18 protein-coding genes and 2 pseudogenes are annotated in these 18,697 nt (G+C 36.4%); 11 read left to right on the forward strand and 9 right to left on the reverse strand.

Annotated elements, in window-relative coordinates; genetic code table 11:
- Window positions 1-708 precede the first annotated feature (708 nt).
- The 3 genes and pseudogenes from J580_RS22815 to J580_RS04695 form a co-directional block, all read left to right on the forward strand.
- A pseudogene (locus J580_RS22815) lies at window positions 709-975 on the forward strand (FAD-dependent monooxygenase); the annotation flags it as partial.
- Between the two features lie 121 nt (window positions 976-1,096).
- Window positions 1,097-2,572, forward strand: coding sequence for an aldehyde dehydrogenase family protein (locus J580_RS04690; RefSeq protein WP_081403538.1), 1,476 nt, complete (start codon window positions 1,097-1,099; stop codon window positions 2,570-2,572).
- A 161-nt stretch (window positions 2,573-2,733) separates the two neighbouring features.
- Window positions 2,734-3,849, forward strand: coding sequence for an NAD(P)-dependent alcohol dehydrogenase (locus J580_RS04695; protein WP_032003238.1), 1,116 nt, complete (start codon window positions 2,734-2,736; stop codon window positions 3,847-3,849).
- A 180-nt stretch (window positions 3,850-4,029) separates the two neighbouring features.
- Here the strand turns inward: J580_RS04695 and J580_RS04700 are convergent, their stop codons facing one another.
- Window positions 4,030-5,301, reverse strand: coding sequence for a tyrosine-type recombinase/integrase (locus J580_RS04700; RefSeq protein WP_032003239.1), 1,272 nt, complete (start codon window positions 5,299-5,301; stop codon window positions 4,030-4,032).
- Window positions 5,302-5,552: 251 nt separating this feature from the next.
- Entirely contained in the window at window positions 5,553-5,873 is a 321-nt protein-coding gene (locus tag J580_RS04705) for a pyrimidine/purine nucleoside phosphorylase (protein ID WP_032003240.1), read from the reverse strand.
- 702 nt (window positions 5,874-6,575) lie between these two features.
- Between J580_RS04705 and J580_RS04710 the strand changes: the two genes are divergently transcribed.
- On the forward strand, window positions 6,576-7,916 hold the full coding sequence (locus J580_RS04710) for an aspartate aminotransferase family protein (protein ID WP_032003241.1): 1,341 nt from the start codon (window positions 6,576-6,578) through the stop codon (window positions 7,914-7,916).
- Between the two features lie 148 nt (window positions 7,917-8,064).
- Here J580_RS04710 and J580_RS04715 read toward each other — a convergent pair whose 3' ends face one another.
- The 3 genes from J580_RS04715 to J580_RS04725 form a co-directional block, all read right to left on the reverse strand.
- Window positions 8,065-9,099 carry an AraC family transcriptional regulator gene (locus tag J580_RS04715; RefSeq protein WP_032003242.1) on the reverse strand — a complete coding sequence of 345 codons (1,035 nt, stop codon included), beginning with the start codon at window positions 9,097-9,099 and terminating at the stop codon, window positions 8,065-8,067.
- Between the two features lie 308 nt (window positions 9,100-9,407).
- Window positions 9,408-10,733 (reverse strand): phosphoserine phosphatase, encoded by a 1,326-nt coding sequence (locus tag J580_RS04720; protein ID WP_032003243.1) that lies wholly within the window; start codon window positions 10,731-10,733, stop codon window positions 9,408-9,410.
- A 74-nt stretch (window positions 10,734-10,807) separates the two neighbouring features.
- Entirely contained in the window at window positions 10,808-11,809 is a 1,002-nt protein-coding gene (locus tag J580_RS04725) for a phosphotransferase enzyme family protein (RefSeq protein ID WP_032003244.1), read from the reverse strand.
- Window positions 11,810-11,990: 181 nt separating this feature from the next.
- On the opposite strand from J580_RS04725, the gene eat reads away from it, so the two are divergent.
- Window positions 11,991-13,406, forward strand: coding sequence for an ethanolamine permease (gene eat / locus J580_RS04730; RefSeq protein ID WP_032003245.1), 1,416 nt, complete (start codon window positions 11,991-11,993; stop codon window positions 13,404-13,406).
- A 90-nt stretch (window positions 13,407-13,496) separates the two neighbouring features.
- Here the strand turns inward: eat and J580_RS04735 are convergent, their stop codons facing one another.
- Window positions 13,497-13,964: an Lrp/AsnC family transcriptional regulator gene (locus tag J580_RS04735; protein WP_002115807.1), complete on the reverse strand. Its 468-nt coding sequence runs from the start codon at window positions 13,962-13,964 to the stop codon at window positions 13,497-13,499.
- 118 nt (window positions 13,965-14,082) lie between these two features.
- Here J580_RS04735 and J580_RS04740 point away from each other — a divergent pair, with 118 nt between their 5' ends.
- From J580_RS04740 to J580_RS23955, 3 genes and pseudogenes are all read left to right on the forward strand, one after another.
- Window positions 14,083-14,958, forward strand: coding sequence for an EamA family transporter (locus tag J580_RS04740; RefSeq protein ID WP_032003246.1), 876 nt, complete (start codon window positions 14,083-14,085; stop codon window positions 14,956-14,958).
- 183 nt (window positions 14,959-15,141) lie between these two features.
- Window positions 15,142-15,768 (forward strand): hypothetical protein, encoded by a 627-nt coding sequence (locus J580_RS04745; protein WP_032003247.1) that lies wholly within the window; start codon window positions 15,142-15,144, stop codon window positions 15,766-15,768.
- Between the two features lie 37 nt (window positions 15,769-15,805).
- A pseudogene (locus tag J580_RS23955) lies at window positions 15,806-15,904 on the forward strand (aminotransferase); the annotation flags it as partial.
- 22 nt (window positions 15,905-15,926) lie between these two features.
- On the opposite strand, the gene J580_RS23665 reads toward J580_RS23955, so the two are convergent.
- The 3 genes from J580_RS23665 to J580_RS22825 form a co-directional block, all read right to left on the reverse strand.
- Window positions 15,927-16,160 (reverse strand): hypothetical protein, encoded by a 234-nt coding sequence (locus J580_RS23665; protein ID WP_024436173.1) that lies wholly within the window; start codon window positions 16,158-16,160, stop codon window positions 15,927-15,929.
- A gap of 341 nt (window positions 16,161-16,501) precedes the next feature.
- Complete coding sequence (locus J580_RS23500; RefSeq protein ID WP_107908818.1) at window positions 16,502-16,618, reverse strand: hypothetical protein; 117 nt, start codon at window positions 16,616-16,618, stop codon at window positions 16,502-16,504.
- Window positions 16,619-16,794: 176 nt separating this feature from the next.
- Window positions 16,795-16,947, reverse strand: a complete 153-nt coding sequence (locus tag J580_RS22825; protein WP_001279164.1) for a hypothetical protein — start codon at window positions 16,945-16,947, stop codon at window positions 16,795-16,797.
- Between the two features lie 384 nt (window positions 16,948-17,331).
- Here J580_RS22825 and J580_RS04750 point away from each other — a divergent pair, with 384 nt between their 5' ends.
- The 3 genes from J580_RS04750 (at window position 17,332) to J580_RS04760 (ending at window position 18,451) form a co-directional block, all read left to right on the forward strand.
- Complete coding sequence (locus J580_RS04750) at window positions 17,332-17,652, forward strand: hypothetical protein (RefSeq protein WP_032003248.1); 321 nt, start codon at window positions 17,332-17,334, stop codon at window positions 17,650-17,652.
- A gap of 230 nt (window positions 17,653-17,882) precedes the next feature.
- The gene (locus J580_RS04755) at window positions 17,883-18,092 is read left to right on the forward strand and encodes a cold-shock protein (protein ID WP_014206275.1); all 210 of its coding nucleotides are present in this window, start codon (window positions 17,883-17,885) and stop codon (window positions 18,090-18,092) included.
- 170 nt (window positions 18,093-18,262) lie between these two features.
- Window positions 18,263-18,451, forward strand: coding sequence for a hypothetical protein (locus tag J580_RS04760; protein ID WP_014206277.1), 189 nt, complete (start codon window positions 18,263-18,265; stop codon window positions 18,449-18,451).
- Window positions 18,452-18,697 lie beyond the last annotated feature (246 nt).

The raw sequence follows: 18,697 nt of genomic DNA on the forward strand, positions 1-18,697 counted from the left end.
GAATAGAACTCATTAGAGCTTGTCAATTTTAAAAAAAATTATTAAACATAAAGGAAGTGAGTTTATCCTACATGTACTTGTAATGCTAAACCTTAAATAATGATTTCCTCCTTCAGTGTTATTACATAGGTTAGCTAGGGATGCTCACGAGGGCTATAGATGCGTATACCCCTCCCTCAGTTTTAAAAAATTTCAACTACATAAGTACATGAAATTATATTATTGACTTCGTCTTTGATTGCAAATGTTACGTTGGTATAAAGAGATAAGTTTAGCCGTGTTATACATGGCAAAATTTGTAAGCGGTGGGATATGTTCTTAACAATATATTCCCATGCTTATTATCACCAAAAAACAGATGTTCAGTGACTGCAGTTTTAAGCTTGGGCGAGTTACAATAGTTTAGTTTCATCAATGAGTGTCTGGCCATATGTAGATTTCCTTTATCCTTCTTTATAAACCCTATGACAATGTGAAACTGGTTCTCAGCAGTAGCAAAACTTATCCAAAACATAGTCGTGGTGTTCTCTTAATCTCTATTGCCTTTATTTTAGTAACATTTTGAAAGTTAGAAGTTGTAATGTCTATGTATATAATTTTTCTATTCTTCTAACACTGTCCTTTTTCTATTTAGGTACTCCATGACAAAGTAAAATTTATTGGATTATTACTCCTTCCATATCCAATATATAATAATTATTTTGTCCGATATCCGGACATTTATGTCATGAACCGGTTTTTACTGTAGTTTTACTATATCTAAAGGCGATAAAAAAAAATAATTTATGGACCATGGCTTGGAGAAAATGTTATGGAAAACCATTTCTGGCAGGAGAGGTGACACATATCGTATCGCCTACAGGTGCAAAAGGTTTAAATCTAGCTACATCTAATATCGTCTATTTATCGAGTATTTTACTTAAGTTCTTCCAAAGTAATTCGACACAAGGAATCGATGAGTATTCTGAAATATGTAGGTTTACCTTACTAGGATAAAGCTATACCTAAATATGAAGAAAATATTGTAATAAAAGAGCATAGTTGATCTTATTTCTTACTAAAAAATAAGATGAGACGAAATTAAACAATGAAGTAGATGGATTGCTTCTTTAAAAAGGGATATATCATGAGTTTAGTGCAGAGTTTTAACCAACAATTTATCAATGGGCAATGGATTAAAGGTTCATCGAATAAAATTGTAACGAATACCAATCCTTATACTCATCAGCATATTGATGATATTCAAGGAGCAAGCCAACAAGATGTTGATGCAGCATATCAAGCTGCGCAATCAGCGTTTAAATCATGGCAAAAATCCACTGTGAGTGAACGTCAAGCATTGATTAAACGTATTATTGCGGTGGTTACACAACATCGTGAATCTCTTGTAGATTGGTTAATAAATGAAGCTGGAAGCTCAAGACTCAAAGCGAATATTGAAGTAGATGCGGCACTTAAAATTTCTCAAGCATCTTTAAAATATGCGAATGCTGTAAATGAGGTAATTGATTTAAAACCTGCCCATGAGGGACAAGTTAGTCAAGTATTCCATAAAGCTTTAGGTGTAATTACAGTCATAAGTCCTTGGAATTTCCCTTTCCATTTGAGCATGCGCTCGGTGATTCCTGCAATTGCTTTGGGTAATACTATTGTTCTTAAACCAGCAAGTGATACGCCTGTGACAGGTGGGTTGATTATTGCCAAAATTTTTGAATTGGCAAATGCACCTGCGGGTGTGTTGAATGTAATTGTCGGGGCAGGCAGTGAAATTGGCGACTATGTGGTTGAGCATGATACAAGCAAGTTTATTTCATTTACTGGTTCAACACAGATCGGCAAGCGAGTAGCTGAAAAAGCTATGTCTGCCAGACGGATTAAACGTGTTGGCTTAGAACTTGGAGGCAATGCGCCATTAGTAATTTTGGACGATGCTGATTTAGACCTTGCAGTGAATTTAACGGTAATGGGACGCTTTTTGCATCAAGGACAAATTTGTATGAGTACCAATCGCGTCATCATTGATGAAACGATTTATGATCAATACCTAGAAAAATTACGTCCTGCTTTGGCAAACATTAAAGTTGGTGATCCAGCCAATGAAGAGACTCTAGTTGGGCCAATTATTAACAATCAGCAAACTGACAATATCCGCCGTATTATTCAGCAGGCACAAAATGAAGGCGCATCGTTATTCTTTGACGGTGGAATTGAGGGCAATTTGATTGGACCTCATGTGTTCGTTAATGTCGAACCAGATTTTGCTGTGGCGAAAGAAGAAAGTTTTGGTCCAGTTCTGCCAATTTTAAAAGCACGTGATGAAGCTCATGCACTTGAACTTGCCAATGACACTGAATTTGGTTTATCGAGTGCGGTGTGTACTTCAAATCATGAACGTGGAGTGAAATTTGCATTAGGGATTGAAGCAGGTATGTCTCATATTAATGAGATTTCGGTTGCCGATCATCCTAACGCCCCATTTGGCGGTGAAAAAAACTCAGGTTTAGGCCGTTTCAATGATCACTGGATCGTTGAAGAATATACGACCACCCATTGGGTTACGGCGCAAAAATAAAACTTGGTATCTGGCTAAGCTTAGATACATTTTGTTTTTAGATGTTATTTCATTTGGAATCTATAGCATCCTATTTCTAGGGTGCTGTTGGTTCAAACGAAAGGAAATTTGAATAAGACGCTTGTTTTATAAAAATATAATCTGATACAGGATGTTGGGATATGACAAATTTTACTGAGATTACTGCAGCTGTGACCCAAAACAAAGGTGCAGATTTTGAACTCAGGCAACTTCAGATTCGTGAACCTCAAGATGATGAGGTATTGGTAAAAATCGTAGCAACAGGTATGTGTCATACCGATTTAATTGTTAGAGATCAATATTATCCTGTTCCTTTGCCAGCGGTATTAGGACATGAAGGGTCGGGAATTGTAGAAGCGATTGGTCCAAATGTGAAAGATTTAGCAATCGGTGATCATGTAGTTCTTAGTTATGGATATTGTGGGATTTGTGAGCAATGTGGCAGTGGGAATCCTGCATATTGTCAGGACTTTTTTGGTCGTAACTTTGGTGGCACTGATCCCGAAGGGAATTCTGCAATTTGTACACACGATCATCATAAAGTACATGACCATTTTTTTGGACAATCTTCATTTGCAACCTATGCGATCAGCCGTGAAAATAATGCAGTAAAAGTCACTCAAGATGTGCCTCTAGAATTATTGGGTCCATTGGGCTGTGGAATACAGACAGGCGCAGGTGCAGTCATAAATGCATTAGGTGTTAGGGCTGCCAGCAGCTTTGTGACATGGGGTGCAGGTGCCGTTGGATTAAGTGCATTGCTTGCTGCAAAAGTATGTGGAGCAACTACGATCATTGCTATCGATATTGTGGAGTCCCGTTTAACTCTTGCAAAAGAACTAGGGGCAACACATGTTATTAATAGTAAAGTTCAAGACCCCATTGAAGCAATTAAGGAAATTACGCAAGGTGGTGTTCAATTTGCACTAGAGTCTACAGGTCGTCCCGAAATCGTAAAACAGGGCATTGATGCACTTGGTATTCTCGGCAAAATTGCAATTGTTGGTGCACCACCATTAGGGGTAACGGCAGCTTTTGATGTAAATGACTTATTGATTGGAGGTAAATCAATCATGGGAGTTGTAGAAGGAAATAGTGTTGCTAAACGCTTTATTCCAGAACTGGTTGCGTTATATCAGCAGGGTAAATTTCCATTTGATAAACTGATCAAGTTCTATGATTTTAAAGATATTAATCAAGCAGCAATCGATAGCCAGCAAGGTATAACACTCAAACCAATTTTAAAGATTGGTTAAATTTCAAAGGTCATAGCATTTATTTGATATGTCCTTTTTAAATTTCTATTAACTAAACCATAATCAATTTTCTTAAATGGAATATCACTATTTGAATAGTGCTTTAAAATTGGTTATCGCCTAATGCTAACAGGCTTCTACCTCCTTAGGTAGAGGTCTTAAATTATGTTATTTAATCTGTTAAGCATCACAGAAATTAGCCCAATCTTCCATTAATCCCTTACGCTTTTCAAGATAAGCTCCACGTAAATAAGCCGCTTCCACTTCATCTGGTAGCTTGTGAGCTAATACATGCTCACAAACTTCGCGAGGATAATCTGTTCTATCAGCTGACCAGTCACGGAAAGTTGATCGGAATCCATGTGTTGTGATCACTCGATTTTGCTTAGGATCAATATAGCCAATACCATCTTCTTTTAATTTTTTATCATGCATCCGTTTAATTAAAGTGGTTAATGACATATCTGACAGCATACCACCACGTGGAGCAGGGAAAATAAAGTCATCTGGTTGAGTATGAGTTTCTTGATAAAGTTGCTCAAGTAATCTAATTGCTGCTCCAGATAAAGGAACACGATGTTCTTTATCCGCTTTCATTCGTTCTTTTGGAATAATCCAGATCTTATTTTTAAAGTCGATTTCTTTCCATAAAGCACCAAATACTTCACCTGAACGACAAGCTGTTAATATTGCAAATTCTAATGCTTTGGGAGAAATTCCAGATTTTTGTCTTAAGTCATGAATGAAACCAGCAACTTCTATATATGGCAATGATGGATGAGGTTTGGATTCTTTCTTTAAGTTTCCAAGAATAGGCTCTAAGTTACCTTTCCATGCTGCGGGATTATCTCCGACAAAATATTCCATAGCTTTAGCATAATCGAAAATGGTTTCTATTCGACCACGAACCCGTTTTGCTGTTTCATGTCTTTCTACCCATATGGGCTCAAGTGCAGTAACAATATCTGCTTTAGTGATAGACCCGATTACACGATCACCTATAACAGGGTAGATATAGGTTTCTAAGGTAGATGCCCATTGTGCAATATGTTTCTCATTTTTAAGTTCTAGAGTCTTCTTCTGAATTACAATCTTTGCACATTCAAGAAAAGTCTTCTCACGCTGTTGTTGAAGAAGTAAAGCCTCGCGTTGTTCCTGTTTGTGTCGGATAGGATCAATCCCATTTCGTATTTGCAATCTTAATTCAGTCGCTCTTGCTCGTGCTTCAGCTAAAGAAACTTCAGGATAGGGACCAAGACCAATATCACGGCGATGAGGTTTTAGTTTCCCATCCTTATCAAGACGTTTACCAACTACTGCACGTAAAATCCAGACACGTGAATTGCCTTCGACATTCAGGCACAAGCCGTCAACACCCCCTACAGAATGTCGCCCAGTCTTTTTAATTTTTGATACACTGAGTGCTGAAAGCTCTTTAGATTTCTTTGGCATCTATATGTTCTACCCCACAACCTACCCCTCAAAGAATATTGGAAAGAGCTAGATTTAGCAAGACTGTGTTGGAATTTTATGTTTTTAAGTTATTGAATAATAAATTTATTTAATATTGTTTTGGATGGTATAAGATTGATGTTAGACGGACACCGCTTCCGTCGAACTCACTAGACAAGTTTTTACTGAAATATATCTAGAATTCTTAGAAAATTATATTTTATTATGCAAGTAACTTATTTTTAATTTAGTTAACCCAAATGACAGATATAATCAATTACTTCATCTGTTATAATTCTAAAGTGGCTATTTTCAGGAACATAAAAAGACTCACCACTTGAATAAATTTTAGCTTCTGGTTCATCGCCAATCTGAACATGACATTTTCCTGAAATTATCTCAATACGTTCCGGCACATGTGTCTTGAAGGTTAAATATTTATCTGTTGGAAGAATTACACCAAGAGTCTTTTTTGTTCCGTCATCAAGCTTAATGACATGGCTAATAGAATGCCCTTCATAGTGAACATTTGCTTTTTTTGTTATAGAGACAGAATCAAATTGGTTTGACATATGTTGTCCATTTTATTGGCTCGAGTACTTTAAAATAATAATAAAAGAATATCAGTACCATCAAGTTATAAAATTATATTCGGTCTTAAAAGATAAAATTAAGTATTCCTCAAGTAAGCCTTTAACTAAAATTTTAAATCTCACTCAAGTGGTTAAAAAATGATAAATTAGATTAAGTATACCTAGTAGTGTACCTTTATATTTATTTTTAATAAAAATTATTGTAAAACAATTATAAAAGACTGATGCATCATAGGTGTGTGAGAAGATAAGTCAGCCATGATTTCAGCGCTATTCATGCGTATTAAACCCTTAAAAAATCAGTAATATTTTACGTTTGGTCATCTAACCAATTTCAAGTCTTTTAAAAATGAATGTCATTCAAGAAAAGAACACAACTGGATGAACTTTGAAAATTGGCATCCATAGTATAAAGCGAATTGGAGTCACTCCAGATGTGTAATGGTAACAAATTTGAGTTATTGAAAAAAAGAGTAGTGAAGCTCTGAAATATAAGACCAATAAGTTGACTTCAAATTGTGGCTTAAGTGGTCTGAGGTCAAGTTTTTTTCAAGATACTTAAGCAATATGGTTTGCGTAACTTCAATCAAATACTGAAATATTTCGAATCAGCGTATGAGTTGCCTACGTCAGTCATCGTCTCGCACAAAAGTATGCTGAATATAAATAGAGGAGTCATTCATGGGTACGCGTTCAACCATTATGGATACCAATAGCTTTCGTCCAGAACATGCTGCTGAGCTGGACCATGCTACCCGCAAACTGACCGATAAAAGAAATAAAATTTTAGGTGAATCCTATCGCTTGTTTTATCGTAATCCCGTGCATCTGGTGAAAGGACAGGGGCAATATTTATGGGATGCAGCAGGTCATCAATATCTGGATGTTTACAACAATGTTGCCAGCATTGGTCATTGTCATCCTGCGGTGATTGAAGCGGTAAATGAGCAAATGAAAATGCTTAATACCCATACCCGCTATTTACATGAAAATATTTTGGATTATACCGAAGAACTCTTACAAACCACTCCCGATGAAATTGACCGTGCCATGTATATGTGTACAGGTTCGGAAGCCAATGATTTAGCGATTCGTATCGCACGTGAATATAGCGGCGGTACAGGAATTATTGTGTCTCAAGAAGCCTATCATGGGACCAGTAGTTTAACCTCAGGATGCTCTCCAGCACTGGGAACTGAACAACCTTTAGATGATACAACTCGCTTAGTTCCAGCACCTGATTATTATCGGATTCAAACTGATGATTTAGGTGAATGGTTCGCACAGCAGATTCAACAGCAAATTGACGATATGAACGCAAAAGGTATTAAGTTTGCAGGTTTTTTAGCGGACTCAATATTTTCTTCTGATGGGGTCATGCCTAATCCTGTTGGGTTCTTACAAAAAGCGGTTGATGTTGTGCATGCCAATGGCGGTATCTTTATTGCTGATGAAGTACAACCGGGGTTCGCGCGCACTGGCGATTCTTTCTGGGGTTTTGGCCGTCACAACGTTGTGCCTGATGTCATTACCACTGGTAAACCAATGGGTAACGGTGTTCCTGTATCAGGGCTTTTAGCCAAGAGTGAAGTTCTTGCTGCTTTCAGCGATAAAATTCCATATTTTAATACCTTTGGCGGTAATCCTGTTTCTATGGCGGCGGCACAGGCTGTACTTAAAGTGATTCAAGAAGAAGAATTGCAAACCCATAGTAAATATGTGGGAGGGCTACTTCTCAAAGAACTCACTAAACTTATGGATAAACATGAAGTGGTTGGTGATGTACGTGGCGCTGGTTTATTTATAGGGTTTGAACTGGTTAAAGACAGAACCACTAAAGAGCCGAATAAAGCATTAGCTTTGAACCTTATTGAAGAGCTCAGAAATACTCATCGAGTTTTAACCTCAGTTGCAGGTCCTTATGGCAACGTATTAAAACTGCGCCCACCTTTGGCTTTCCAAACAAAAGATATCGATTGGTTAGTCGGTGCTTTAGATCAAGCCTTAACAAAATTAAAGTAAGACCTTCTATAAAAAATACCCTTCAAGTTGGATGTTAAATCTAATTTGAAGGGTATTTTATTGTTCATATCTTATGTGTCGTTAGAAGTTATCTCGATTTGCTTAAATAATAAAAAGGCCTTTATTCAAGGCCTGTATTTGGAATGTTTTAGTGTCTTAATTGACGTGGCGTAACACCAAACCAACGTTTAAATGCACGAGATAAAGCACTTACTTCTGAGTAACCTAATAAGAATGCCATTTCTGAAATTGGAATATTTTTCTGTTTAATATAATGTTCGGCCAACTCACAACGGACCTGATCGACTAAATGGGTAAAGGTCAATCCTTCATTTTTTAAACGGCGGGGAAGGGTGCAACTGGTTAAACCAATATCATGAGCGATTTTTTCAAGATTTGGTTCACCTTCACTGAGTTCAAGTTGGATGTGAGAGCGAACTTGATCAGCAAGACATTGACTTGGTGAAGCGCGATTGAGTAGGTGCAACGTATCTAGAATCACTGTTAATAAAATAGAATCACGCCCCGGCATAGTATGCTGGACGTCTTTTTTTGAAATGATGATGGAGTTAAATGGTTGATCAAAATAAACAGGCGCGTTAAATAATTTGCTATGTTCTTGCCAGAATTCAGGTCGAGTATGTTCAAAGTGAATCGCGCGTGGTGAATAATGAGGGCCCATTACTTCACGGATCACATTCATAAACATGCCCATGGTGAGTTCTGCATCTTGGCGGCGAGTTAAAATCGCGCCGTGTTGGACTTGATAATCTATGCGCCAGCTATCTCCTAAATCGACCATCCGATTGAGGGTATCTTTCTGATGCAAATAAAAGTTATTGGTCATGTTCATGAGTGCAGATTCTAAGGTGTTTGAGCAAAGACCGATGTAACCAATGAGTCCTAATGATTTGGGTTGAAACTGTTGACCATAATGCAGACCAAAATTATCACAACCTGAAACCAATGCCGCCTGTTCTAACACCTTGCAATAATTGGGTAGTTGTAAGCTCAAAGTTGGACTGATGAGAAGTTCAGGATTAATACCACTAATTCCTAAAACACGATCAACATCTGCACCTTTTTGATTAATAAACTCGCTTAATCCAGAGGCGGCTGCAGACAATACACCTTGATTACACATATTTGAATCGACAAGATGAGCTGGATTGAGATGTAACATGTCAAGTCTCATGATATTTATTCCTAACTATTATTATATTAAGCAAAAGCCATACCAGTTTTTGCTTACGTCCATGATTTTGTTTGGTTAAAACTATTTATAAAATAATGGTTTATGTGCTGCTGTTTTAAGTTTCAGATTTGACTCTTTAAGAAGACATCAATCATTGTATTTAAGGTTGGGTAGTGAACTAAAAGAAGGCAGAAAATGCATTAGAGATAGGCAAAAAGGGCAGAACTAAAACAAGAAATTAGGAGGCTTCTCATGCATACAACATGTATTGTAGGCATGAGAAAATAAGTGAAATACTAATTTTTTGTAGTTTTTGCCGTTTGCGCACCATAACTTAAACTGGCCATTGAAGGTCTAAATTGACCTGTATTGGCATCGCGACCTTGTAGTAAGAACTTAGTATTGGCTTGACCATAGCCTTGCACAGCCTGCTGAGAAAACTTGCCGATATCAGAGCTTGGGCTGCGCAATCGGTTGATAATCAGAACCTTCTGAGTCGTTGCAAAATCTTGCATCATATTTTGATCGCCTTCACTGTCACCTGCGATAAAAATTGGTCCGTAACCATATTTAGAGACTAAAAAACGCTGGATGGTTGCAGTTTTGCCTTTACCTTGAGTTTGCGCATAGCCATGACGAAACTCGGGTAAAATTCGATTTTGTGCATCTCGTTCTAACTCCATGGCGTAGGCATTTTTTTCATTAATGTTATAGCCAATCTCTGGATTAGAAATAATTTCCTTAATCACATCAATAAAAGATGCCGAACAGACATAGACATCAATGCCATTATCCTGAAAGGCCTTAAATAGATTTTGCATTTCACGGTATGGTCTTAAACCATTTTCCCAAGTGGTTTTCACAACGCCTGCTTGACCCGAAAGTGCAGCGGGAGAGGTCCATGTCACGGGTCCAATCGGTTGCTGCATTTGCCAAGCCACCGTTGCTTTCACCAAATTACGGACTTGTTGTTCGGTAAGCCCAGTAAATAAATAAGTGACCCACGGATATGCAACTTCATGATCAAACGTGTCTCCAATTGCCGCATATAGATATCTCATTTTAGTAATGAAATCGAGATAATGAGGATCTTGTTTAATTTGATCGAGACTTTGCTTACCTTTTAGACCGCTATAGTGGTGATAAAGCCATGAGTAGCTGGCAATAATATCTGGGGCGATTTTATCAATATTGACGGCTTGGCCTTGCTGGTTATTGTAGGCCGCTTCAAAATTTTGCGAGCTAATTCCTTTACGAATAATCTGATTAAGCTGCTCTGGCGTGACATTAAACGCTAAGTGTTCAAGCTGATAAATTAAAGTTGCTTCTTCGATGTCTAAAAATACCGAGGTATTGTCAAAGTCAGTGACAATATACGGGCGCTTGTCAGGATTATAGTTTGAGCTATCTTTTCCATAGCTAGCAATTAATTGATTAAGTTGGTCAAAGTTAAAAGTGTCCCATTGACCTTTTTGTATATATTCCTTTTTGGGAATAGCGACTGCGGGAGATGTACTTTGTAGAGGGGTGTAGTTACATGCGCTTAGAGCAATCATACTTGCCAGACTACTGGTGAGTAATAGTGCTTTGGCAACTTTGCTCAGTTGATGGGTAGCTTGCATAAACCCTTCCTTTAAATTCTATAAAATTTAAAAACTAAAAATTGAAAATGAAGAAAAGCGATCTAAATCACTTTTCAAATTCCGACAGGCATTTGACCGTTTAAATATTTTTTACAGAGACGTACAGTTTCATTGGACCACTGGTCTCCAAGACTTTGAGCCATTTCTGTTTGTGCGTGAGAACCATTCCAAGCCATCATTTGAATGCGGCGTTGCATGATAAAAGTTGGGATCATTTCATATTCTTCAGACTGAATATGACCTACGCGCTCGTAGCCTTTTAACCAGTAATCAACCCAATGAGGCGCATTTGCATAATGTTCATTGAAGCTAATTGCAGCGGCGAGATCATGCATAAACCAGCTCATGCCGCAGTCATCAAAATCGATCACACCGATACGTTCTTGTTGTAGTAATAAATTGGTTAAACGCAAATCGGCATGAATCAGGCCATAGCGTTCTTGGGTTTTACCAAAGAAATTTAAATCTTTCGAAATCTGTGCAATCGCTTCTTCAATTACGCCGTGATCTTGAGGTCTTAAATGAGGTGCATTTTTCCAGTTTCCCCAGTGTCCATCCGCACCGATCATGGTTTCATGGTTCCACACAATACGTTGAAAGTTTTCAGGCGCTTGCCATGTCTTACTATGTAGGTGCAGCTTTGCGGTAATTTGTCCTAGTTGCTCAAATGCAGTGGGGTCAACTTCAACAGTTGGCATATCGCCCTCAACCCAGTTGAAAAGTACCGCATAACGATAAATATCATTCGATAGTTTTAAAGTGATGACGCGCTCACCAGATTGATCTGCAATTGCAACAGGAACTTGAATACCACTCGCATTTAAGGCATCTAACCATTCAAGCTCACTTTGTATATCCAATTTGCTGTGGTAGTTGGGACGGTGAATTCGAAGTGCATATCGAGCAGATCCGGTCGAAATCTGAAAGGTTGCATTTTCAGACTGACATAGCAGTTTGACCTGTCCTTGATAGTCTGATGGATATTGCTTAATTGCTTGTTCTGCCAGTATTTGTAATTGAACTTGGCTTAAAAATTCATTTTGTTCTACAGACATAACCCATCTCCTCAATTTAATTTTTAAACACGTTCTGTGTTGAGATGCCGTCGATCTTATAAAAGAAAAAATGAATCAACTTGACTTCAAGTGGTCGGGGAGATGTTTTGCTGTCAAGTTTTATGAATATCTTTTGCGCAACTATTGGTGGTGTAAATTTAGTCGATAAGGCAATACGACAATGAAAGAGTCTGAATTAAGCGTAGATGTAGGTGCTCTACAACAGGACGCAGAGTATTTTGCAAAACGTCAGTTGAAAAAGGGGGCAGTAGGTTGGTTACTTTTAGTGGGGCTAGGCGTCTCTTACGTCATTTCGGGTGACTTTGCGGGTTGGAATTTTGGACTGGCACAAGGTGGCTGGGGAGGACTCTTTATTGCAACAGTCATCGTCGCGTTTATGTATCTCTGCATGAGCTTTGTAATGTCTGAGATGTCAACAATGTTGCCCACTGCTGGCGGTGGTTATAGTTTTGCCCGCGTTGCATTTGGTCCTTTTGGAGGCTACCTCACAGGGACTGCGATTTTAATTGAATATGCAATTGCACCTGCTGCCATTGCCGTATTTATCGGTTCATATTGCCAATCTCTCTTTGGAGTTGGCGGCTGGGCCGTTTATTTAATTTGCTATTTGGTTTTTATGGGTATTCATCTCAAAGGTGCAGGTGAAGCACTTAAAATCATGTTTGGAATTACCGCCGTTGCTTGTATTGCACTGGTCGTATTTATTGTCGCGATGCTTCCACATTTTGACAGTGCACGTTTATTTGATATTCCAGTCAGCACTCATGCAGGAGCAAGTCACTTTTTACCGTTTGGCTATATGGGGATATGGGCCGCAGTACCTTATGCCATCTGGTTTTTTCTTGCAGTTGAAGGGGTGCCACTAGCAGCCGAAGAAGCAAAAGATCCAGTACGTTCATTGCCACGAGGTTTGATTGGTTCAATGTTGATATTGGCATCGTTTGCACTTTTAATTTTATTTTTAGGTGCAGGCGCTGCGGGTTCAAATGCTTTAAAAAATTCAGGAGCGCCTTTAGTTGATGCACTCATTGCGGTATATGGTCAGCACACATGGTTGGCAAGCTTTGTTAACTTTGTAGGTCTTGCTGGGCTTGTCGCAAGTTTCTTCTCAATTATTTATGCATATTCGCGTCAGATTTTTGCATTGTCACGTGCGGGATATTTGCCAAAAAATTTATCGCTCACCAATGAAAATAAAGCGCCGTATTGGGCCATTATCATTCCGGGTATTATTGGCTTCTTACTTTCTTTAACAGGTGAGGGTGATTTACTCATTTTAATGGCAGTATTCGGCGCAACAATCTCTTATGTGTTAATGATGCTCTCACATATCAAGTTGCGTTTGTCTCGCCCTGAATTACCACGTCCGTATAAAACGCCTGGTGGAATGTGGACGTCTTGTATTGCCTTGATCCTTGCTGCTGTTGCTGTCGTTGCAGGGTTAATGGTGAATCCAAAAGTTTGGTTATTGGCCGCGCTGATTTATGTCGGATTTATACTCTACTACTTGTTATACAGCCGTCACCATTTGGTGAAAGGTACGCCTGAACAAGAGTTCGCCATGATTGATGACTGATTTTGAGTGAGATAAAAATAAAGAGGCTTCGGCCTCTTTTTTTAAGCTTTATAAGACTATTAAAACGTTTAGAAGCCAAAATTGAAAAGTTTAAATATTTAACTCAAAGTTTACTTTCACGCGGTCTAAAACAATTAAGGTTCGATATGTTTTTACATCTTCATTATCAGCAAAATGTTTTCTAACCAAACTTTCAAAATGAGATAAGTTATTGCTCAGCATGATAATGATAAAAGAGACGCCTCCATTCACAAAGTAACACTGTTGAATTTCTTCAACAGAAGCAAAGTATTGCTTCGCTCTGTCCATCACTACAGAGCGGTCTTCGCTAAGGCGGACCTCAATAATAGACGTAATTTTTTCTCCAAATTTAAGAGGATTTAAAATAGCGCAATTTTTTAAAATAATTTCTTTTTCTTCCATACGAGATATACGTCTTTGAACGGAAGCGGAGGATAGACCAATTTTTTCAGAAATTTCTCGATGCGAAGTCTTATTGTCTTTTTGCAGTATTCTTAAGATTGCGTAGTCAAAATTATCTAAAGAAATATCTGACATGAGTAAATCTCTCGTTAAGCTTTAAATATAGAGTTATTTAATCGTTTTATTGAGGTAAATAGAAGAAATATATTGATTATATAGAATTAAAATTTCAATCATTCCCAGAGCGGTAAATATGATGATTGAGACAAACTCCAAGCAAGGCATGGCATTTGCCGCAGCATTTCTATCTTTAGTTTCTGTGCAAATAGGTGCATCAATAGGAAAAGCCCTTTTTCCAGTTCTGAGTGCAGAAGGAGTGACCTTAACTCGACTTGCTTTAGCAGCATGTTTCTTGTGGATTGTTTATAAACCTTGGAGAGACTGGAACAGGCAGACCAATTGGAAAAATCTCATTATTTATGGGGCCATCCTCACTTTAATGAATACTTTAATTTATAAAGCATTTTCTTATATGTCTGTTGGGATCGCGATTTCCATTGAAGTGTTGGGACCGCTTACGGTTGCTATTTTAATGTCTAAAAATAAATTAGATTATTTTTGGGGAGCATTATCTATGATTGGTTTGCTTCTTTTGCCTATGGGCAATTCAAATCATAACTTTAGCTTTATTGGTATGACGTATGCGCTTGTGGCGGCAGTAGGTTGGGGTCTATATATTATTTACGGCTCTAAAGTTGCAAAAGGTGGTGGAAGTTCTGTTGCGACTGGAATGTTCTTAGCAGCTTTGTTTGCAACGCCTTTAGGGGCATCTCACATTGTCCATATTTTTGATAGTTATACGATTCTTTTGACATGTTTACTCATGGCGATGCTAGCAAGTGCGATTCCCTTCATATTAGATATGATTGCGATGAAAAAACTGCATCCACGTGTTTTTGGAATTTTATTGAGTGCATCACCCGCGGTGAGTGCTTTGGCTGGATGGCTGATTTTAGATGAACGATTAAATCATTTTCAGATCATTGGAATAATAATTATTATGGCATCGTGTGCGGGATGTTCTTATTTTTCTTATAAACGTAATACTGCAAAGCCTGCTCATCTATGATGGCTTATATCTAAAGCTGGATGAGTCGTTTTGAAGGGGGATAAATAATAAATAGAGCCCCCTTAAAAAGGCTGCCTCTGTACAAAAAGAATATAAAAACAGTAAGTAACACTTACTCAAGTATCATTTTAATCTGATTGATATTTATACAATATAGTTGCCAGATCACAAGGATATGAACTAATGAAATTTCTAAAATTTCTAACTTTTAGCACCATTCTTACTTTATCCGCACATAGTTATGCGACAGTGGGCGGTGGACAAAAAATTGAAGTGTTGGGCTATCAGCAAAAAGAGAAGAAACTTTATGTATTAAGACACTATGAAGATGGTCGAGGACGTCTACCACAACTCTATTATTATCTATTAAATAGTAAATCGCCTGATAAACTAATTGAAGTTAAATCTCTCTATATCAATCCGAAAACACATAAGATTGATTATGATCAAGATAGTAGAGCATTTGATAAAGCTCTAAATAAAATTAAAAGGAATTTAACCCCATTAGTCGTAAGTAATAGCAGGGCCGTAAAAATTCAAACAATAAAAACTCATCAGAATCAAGTATCGTCTTGGTTTGATCGTTCAGGAAAGATCACGCAATATAAAACAGAATATGTTGTAAAATCGCCGTCTTTACAAAGTAAGCCCCATGTTGCGGTTCATTACACCAAAGCAATAAAAATTTCCCAAAATTATAGCGTGCCTAAACACAATAAGAGGTTGGTTGTCGTTAAATATCTGGGGGTTCCAGAAGAAACTGGTTACGATATTGAAGACCCTGTTTTACTACTTCCTGTGAAAAAATAAGTTTAAGAACAAATTATTTTCTGGGTTCAAAGCGGCAGCAGTAGGGCATCACTATCTAGATGTTTACAACGATATTGCCGGCATTGGTCATTGTCATTTTGCGGTCATTGAAGCGCTAAATAAGCACAAGGAAATATTCATTTGTTACTTAGATTGATTCATTCAAGGTCGAGTTGGTCGTCATCTTTGGTGACTTTAATTTTTAACTTCTTATATTTTCGTTTATTAGGGTCAATTGCTGAATTTATAACTTCATCTGAAAAAGCTGAACATAACATCAATTTTGCGTATGCTCGGTAACCTATCAAAATTCTTCGTAGTGGATAGTCTGTTCTTGTAGAGTAATAGTCGATTCTGGAGTTCAGTTCTTGTAGCAGAGTCTGCTGTGACATTAGAAAAATTTCTATAAGAGGTACATGCAGCATATAGTGATTTATCTACGGTAAGAAGAATTATTTTGAAAATGTTATAAATTTTAGTTAAATCAATATTCATATTACATATCAAAGTATTTTAGATATGCAAAATATATATTTATTCTCTTTAAATTTAAGGAGATATGCTGCAAACATAAATTTTTTGATGGTGCTGTAAATATAATAGTAACAACTCTTTTTAAAGCCACAGTGCACTATGTGTTATAGTCAATTTCGATTAATTATTGGCATTAAAATGGATATCTGTATTGGCGGTATACTTGATGGGAAAAAAAGAAAAGACGATCAAAATCATTTCAGAGTAGATAGTCATTATTCTGATCATGGCTCTGAATATAATAAAGAGCATTTTCATCTACATGGGCAGCTTCATACATTTTGGATAAGTGAAGAGATTGATTTTTGCGATGCACAAAGAAGAGTTGAATTAATTTTAAATAAAAGATTGGAACTTGTTTAAATTAAAATAAATATATGTGGTAGTGTGTTTTTAAATTCAATATAGAAAAATTTTGAATAAAACGTTTTAATTAATATAATGTTAAACAAAAGCTCTATTTAATATAGAGCTTTTGAGCTATCAATTATTTTATTCCTTTTTTTCTTCATTATTATTTTCTGTAGGATTATTTTCTTCTTCAGGCGATTGTACAGGTTTTTCAGTTTTATCCTCATCAGGTTGCGCATTAGAATCATTTTGGTTTTGTGTGGTTTTTTTTGAAAATTCTTTGAAATCAGACATTTTAAACTTCTTAATAATAGTAAGGAAGCTTTATCGTAGGCCTTTAATTCGCTTACATTGCAGTAATTGTGGGAACTCTATGTAGAGATATGTGCCTAAAAGTGTTTAATTCTCGACATAATGTTTCTTTGAACCAAATAGGCTGTTGATATATAAATAGAAAGGTATTTTAACTAAATACAAGAGTTAACATATAACGGAATATCTATTGTTTTTAAAAGTTTTTTAATAACTATGTCTTACTTAAACATATTATTTAACATGCTTAATTGAAAATAATATTTTATTAAATTAAGGGGACAGGTCTATAAATATATTTATACAACATAAAAATACAGTTTTACATGCATACTCAGTCAAATTAACTAAAAAAATGAGGGAAATATGGATGCTGAAATGAAAAAATATTTTGATGTGGCTGAAAGTGTTTATAATAATATTCACTTTAAAAATCAGTCATCTAAGGATTTGATTGACTGTCTAAATAGACTGTTAATTGAAATTAAAAAAGAAGCAGCTATAAACAATTTACGATTAAAATATCCTATTATTGATTTTGAAAGTTGTTTAAATAGGCCAATGAAAGAGCGTATTGTTAAAATTGATTTAAGTCTTCTCCCTAATTTTGATAATGAACATGAATTTATTCTTTGGTTGGCGGGTTTTGTGAAAAGTATTTCTGTATCTAGGAGTTATTATTTTTAAATAACGGTACGAAAATAAATATTTTTTAAATGTGTTGTATAAATATTTATTTGTCGTATACTGGATTTAACTAGAAAAAAAGACTTATTAGTAAATCCTCTTTTAGTATCGTAGTTTTATTCATAATCCTTCGTTTTTTTAAGATCTTAAACTCAATTCGTTATTATTTTTTCAAAGTTTAATGAGTCATGAAATATGGCTTTATATTATTAAAAATCAAAGGATATATTATGTCTAATACAGCAATCGGTACAGTGAAATGGTTTAATGAAACTAAAGGTTTTGGTTTTATTCAACAAGATACAGGCCCAGACGTTTTTGCACATTTTAAAGAAATCAGTAGCTCTGGATTTAAAACCTTATATGAAGGTCAACGTGTTAGTTTTAATATAGCTCAAGGACAAAAAGGTCTTACAGCTACTAATATTATTGCCCAATAATATTTTAAAAATAAAAAAAGCATCTTAGGTGCTTTTTTTGTTTGATATATCAATAGGATATAATTTGGTACATTTTTCTGATATTTAAAGTAAAAAAAGAGATCATAATAATTATATTAATAATAAAAAGGACAAATGAGATGGAACTTAGAGCCGTAAAATTACATAAAATGTTTAGAGATTTTCATGAAGAAAAGGAGCGTGGCTATATAGGGGAATATGATGAAAAACATAACCTTGTAGCAATATATAATACGTTTAAAGAAAAAATGCAGAAAATAGAAGGAACTTATCAATGGGTTTTACCTTCCTCGGGTGAGGTATTTTTTGTTGAGGAAGATCCGCTATATAGTCGTTAGTGAATTCCAACCTCTAATTTAAGTAACTAAAACACTTCTTTATAAACCCCAATTTAACAATAACTTATTCATTATTTATCCTTACTTTTTAATGATCTATTTTAAAACAAATGTCATTTTGCGTGCTTGACTGTAATAGGACAGAGCACTATCCTTTGCCTGCTGGCCACATTGCCAGCCGGCTTTGACAGGCTGAATGAAAGATCGCATCAGAGTTATTCCATCTGAGGGATACTCTTATGTGTA

The organism is Acinetobacter sp. 1542444 (assembly GCF_000581835.1).
GTDB lineage: Bacteria > Pseudomonadota > Gammaproteobacteria > Pseudomonadales > Moraxellaceae > Acinetobacter > Acinetobacter pittii.

What these genes read in the sequence shown, in the direction of transcription:
- J580_RS04700 (WP_032003239.1), bottom strand. Translation starts at nt 5,301, where the DNA reads ATGCCAAAGAAATCTAAAGAGCTTTCAGCACTCAGTGTATCAAAAATT.
- J580_RS04695 (WP_032003238.1), top strand. Translation starts at nt 2,734, where the DNA reads ATGACAAATTTTACTGAGATTACTGCAGCTGTGACCCAAAACAAAGGT.
- J580_RS04690 (WP_081403538.1), top strand. Translation starts at nt 1,097, where the DNA reads ATGGATTGCTTCTTTAAAAAGGGATATATCATGAGTTTAGTGCAGAGT.
- J580_RS04720 (WP_032003243.1), bottom strand. Translation starts at nt 10,733, where the DNA reads ATGCAAGCTACCCATCAACTGAGCAAAGTTGCCAAAGCACTATTACTC.
- J580_RS04750 (WP_032003248.1), top strand. Translation starts at nt 17,332, where the DNA reads ATGGATGCTGAAATGAAAAAATATTTTGATGTGGCTGAAAGTGTTTAT.
- J580_RS23665 (WP_024436173.1), bottom strand. Translation starts at nt 16,160, where the DNA reads ATGTCACAGCAGACTCTGCTACAAGAACTGAACTCCAGAATCGACTAT.
- J580_RS04705 (WP_032003240.1), bottom strand. Translation starts at nt 5,873, where the DNA reads ATGTCAAACCAATTTGATTCTGTCTCTATAACAAAAAAAGCAAATGTT.
- J580_RS04755 (WP_014206275.1), top strand. Translation starts at nt 17,883, where the DNA reads ATGTCTAATACAGCAATCGGTACAGTGAAATGGTTTAATGAAACTAAA.
- eat (WP_032003245.1), top strand. Translation starts at nt 11,991, where the DNA reads ATGAAAGAGTCTGAATTAAGCGTAGATGTAGGTGCTCTACAACAGGAC.
- J580_RS04735 (WP_002115807.1), bottom strand. Translation starts at nt 13,964, where the DNA reads ATGTCAGATATTTCTTTAGATAATTTTGACTACGCAATCTTAAGAATA.
- J580_RS04710 (WP_032003241.1), top strand. Translation starts at nt 6,576, where the DNA reads ATGGGTACGCGTTCAACCATTATGGATACCAATAGCTTTCGTCCAGAA.
- J580_RS04725 (WP_032003244.1), bottom strand. Translation starts at nt 11,809, where the DNA reads ATGTCTGTAGAACAAAATGAATTTTTAAGCCAAGTTCAATTACAAATA.
- J580_RS04745 (WP_032003247.1), top strand. Translation starts at nt 15,142, where the DNA reads ATGAAATTTCTAAAATTTCTAACTTTTAGCACCATTCTTACTTTATCC.
- J580_RS04760 (WP_014206277.1), top strand. Translation starts at nt 18,263, where the DNA reads ATGTTTAGAGATTTTCATGAAGAAAAGGAGCGTGGCTATATAGGGGAA.
- J580_RS04740 (WP_032003246.1), top strand. Translation starts at nt 14,083, where the DNA reads ATGATGATTGAGACAAACTCCAAGCAAGGCATGGCATTTGCCGCAGCA.
- J580_RS04715 (WP_032003242.1), bottom strand. Translation starts at nt 9,099, where the DNA reads ATGTTACATCTCAATCCAGCTCATCTTGTCGATTCAAATATGTGTAAT.
- J580_RS22825 (WP_001279164.1), bottom strand. Translation starts at nt 16,947, where the DNA reads ATGTCTGATTTCAAAGAATTTTCAAAAAAAACCACACAAAACCAAAAT.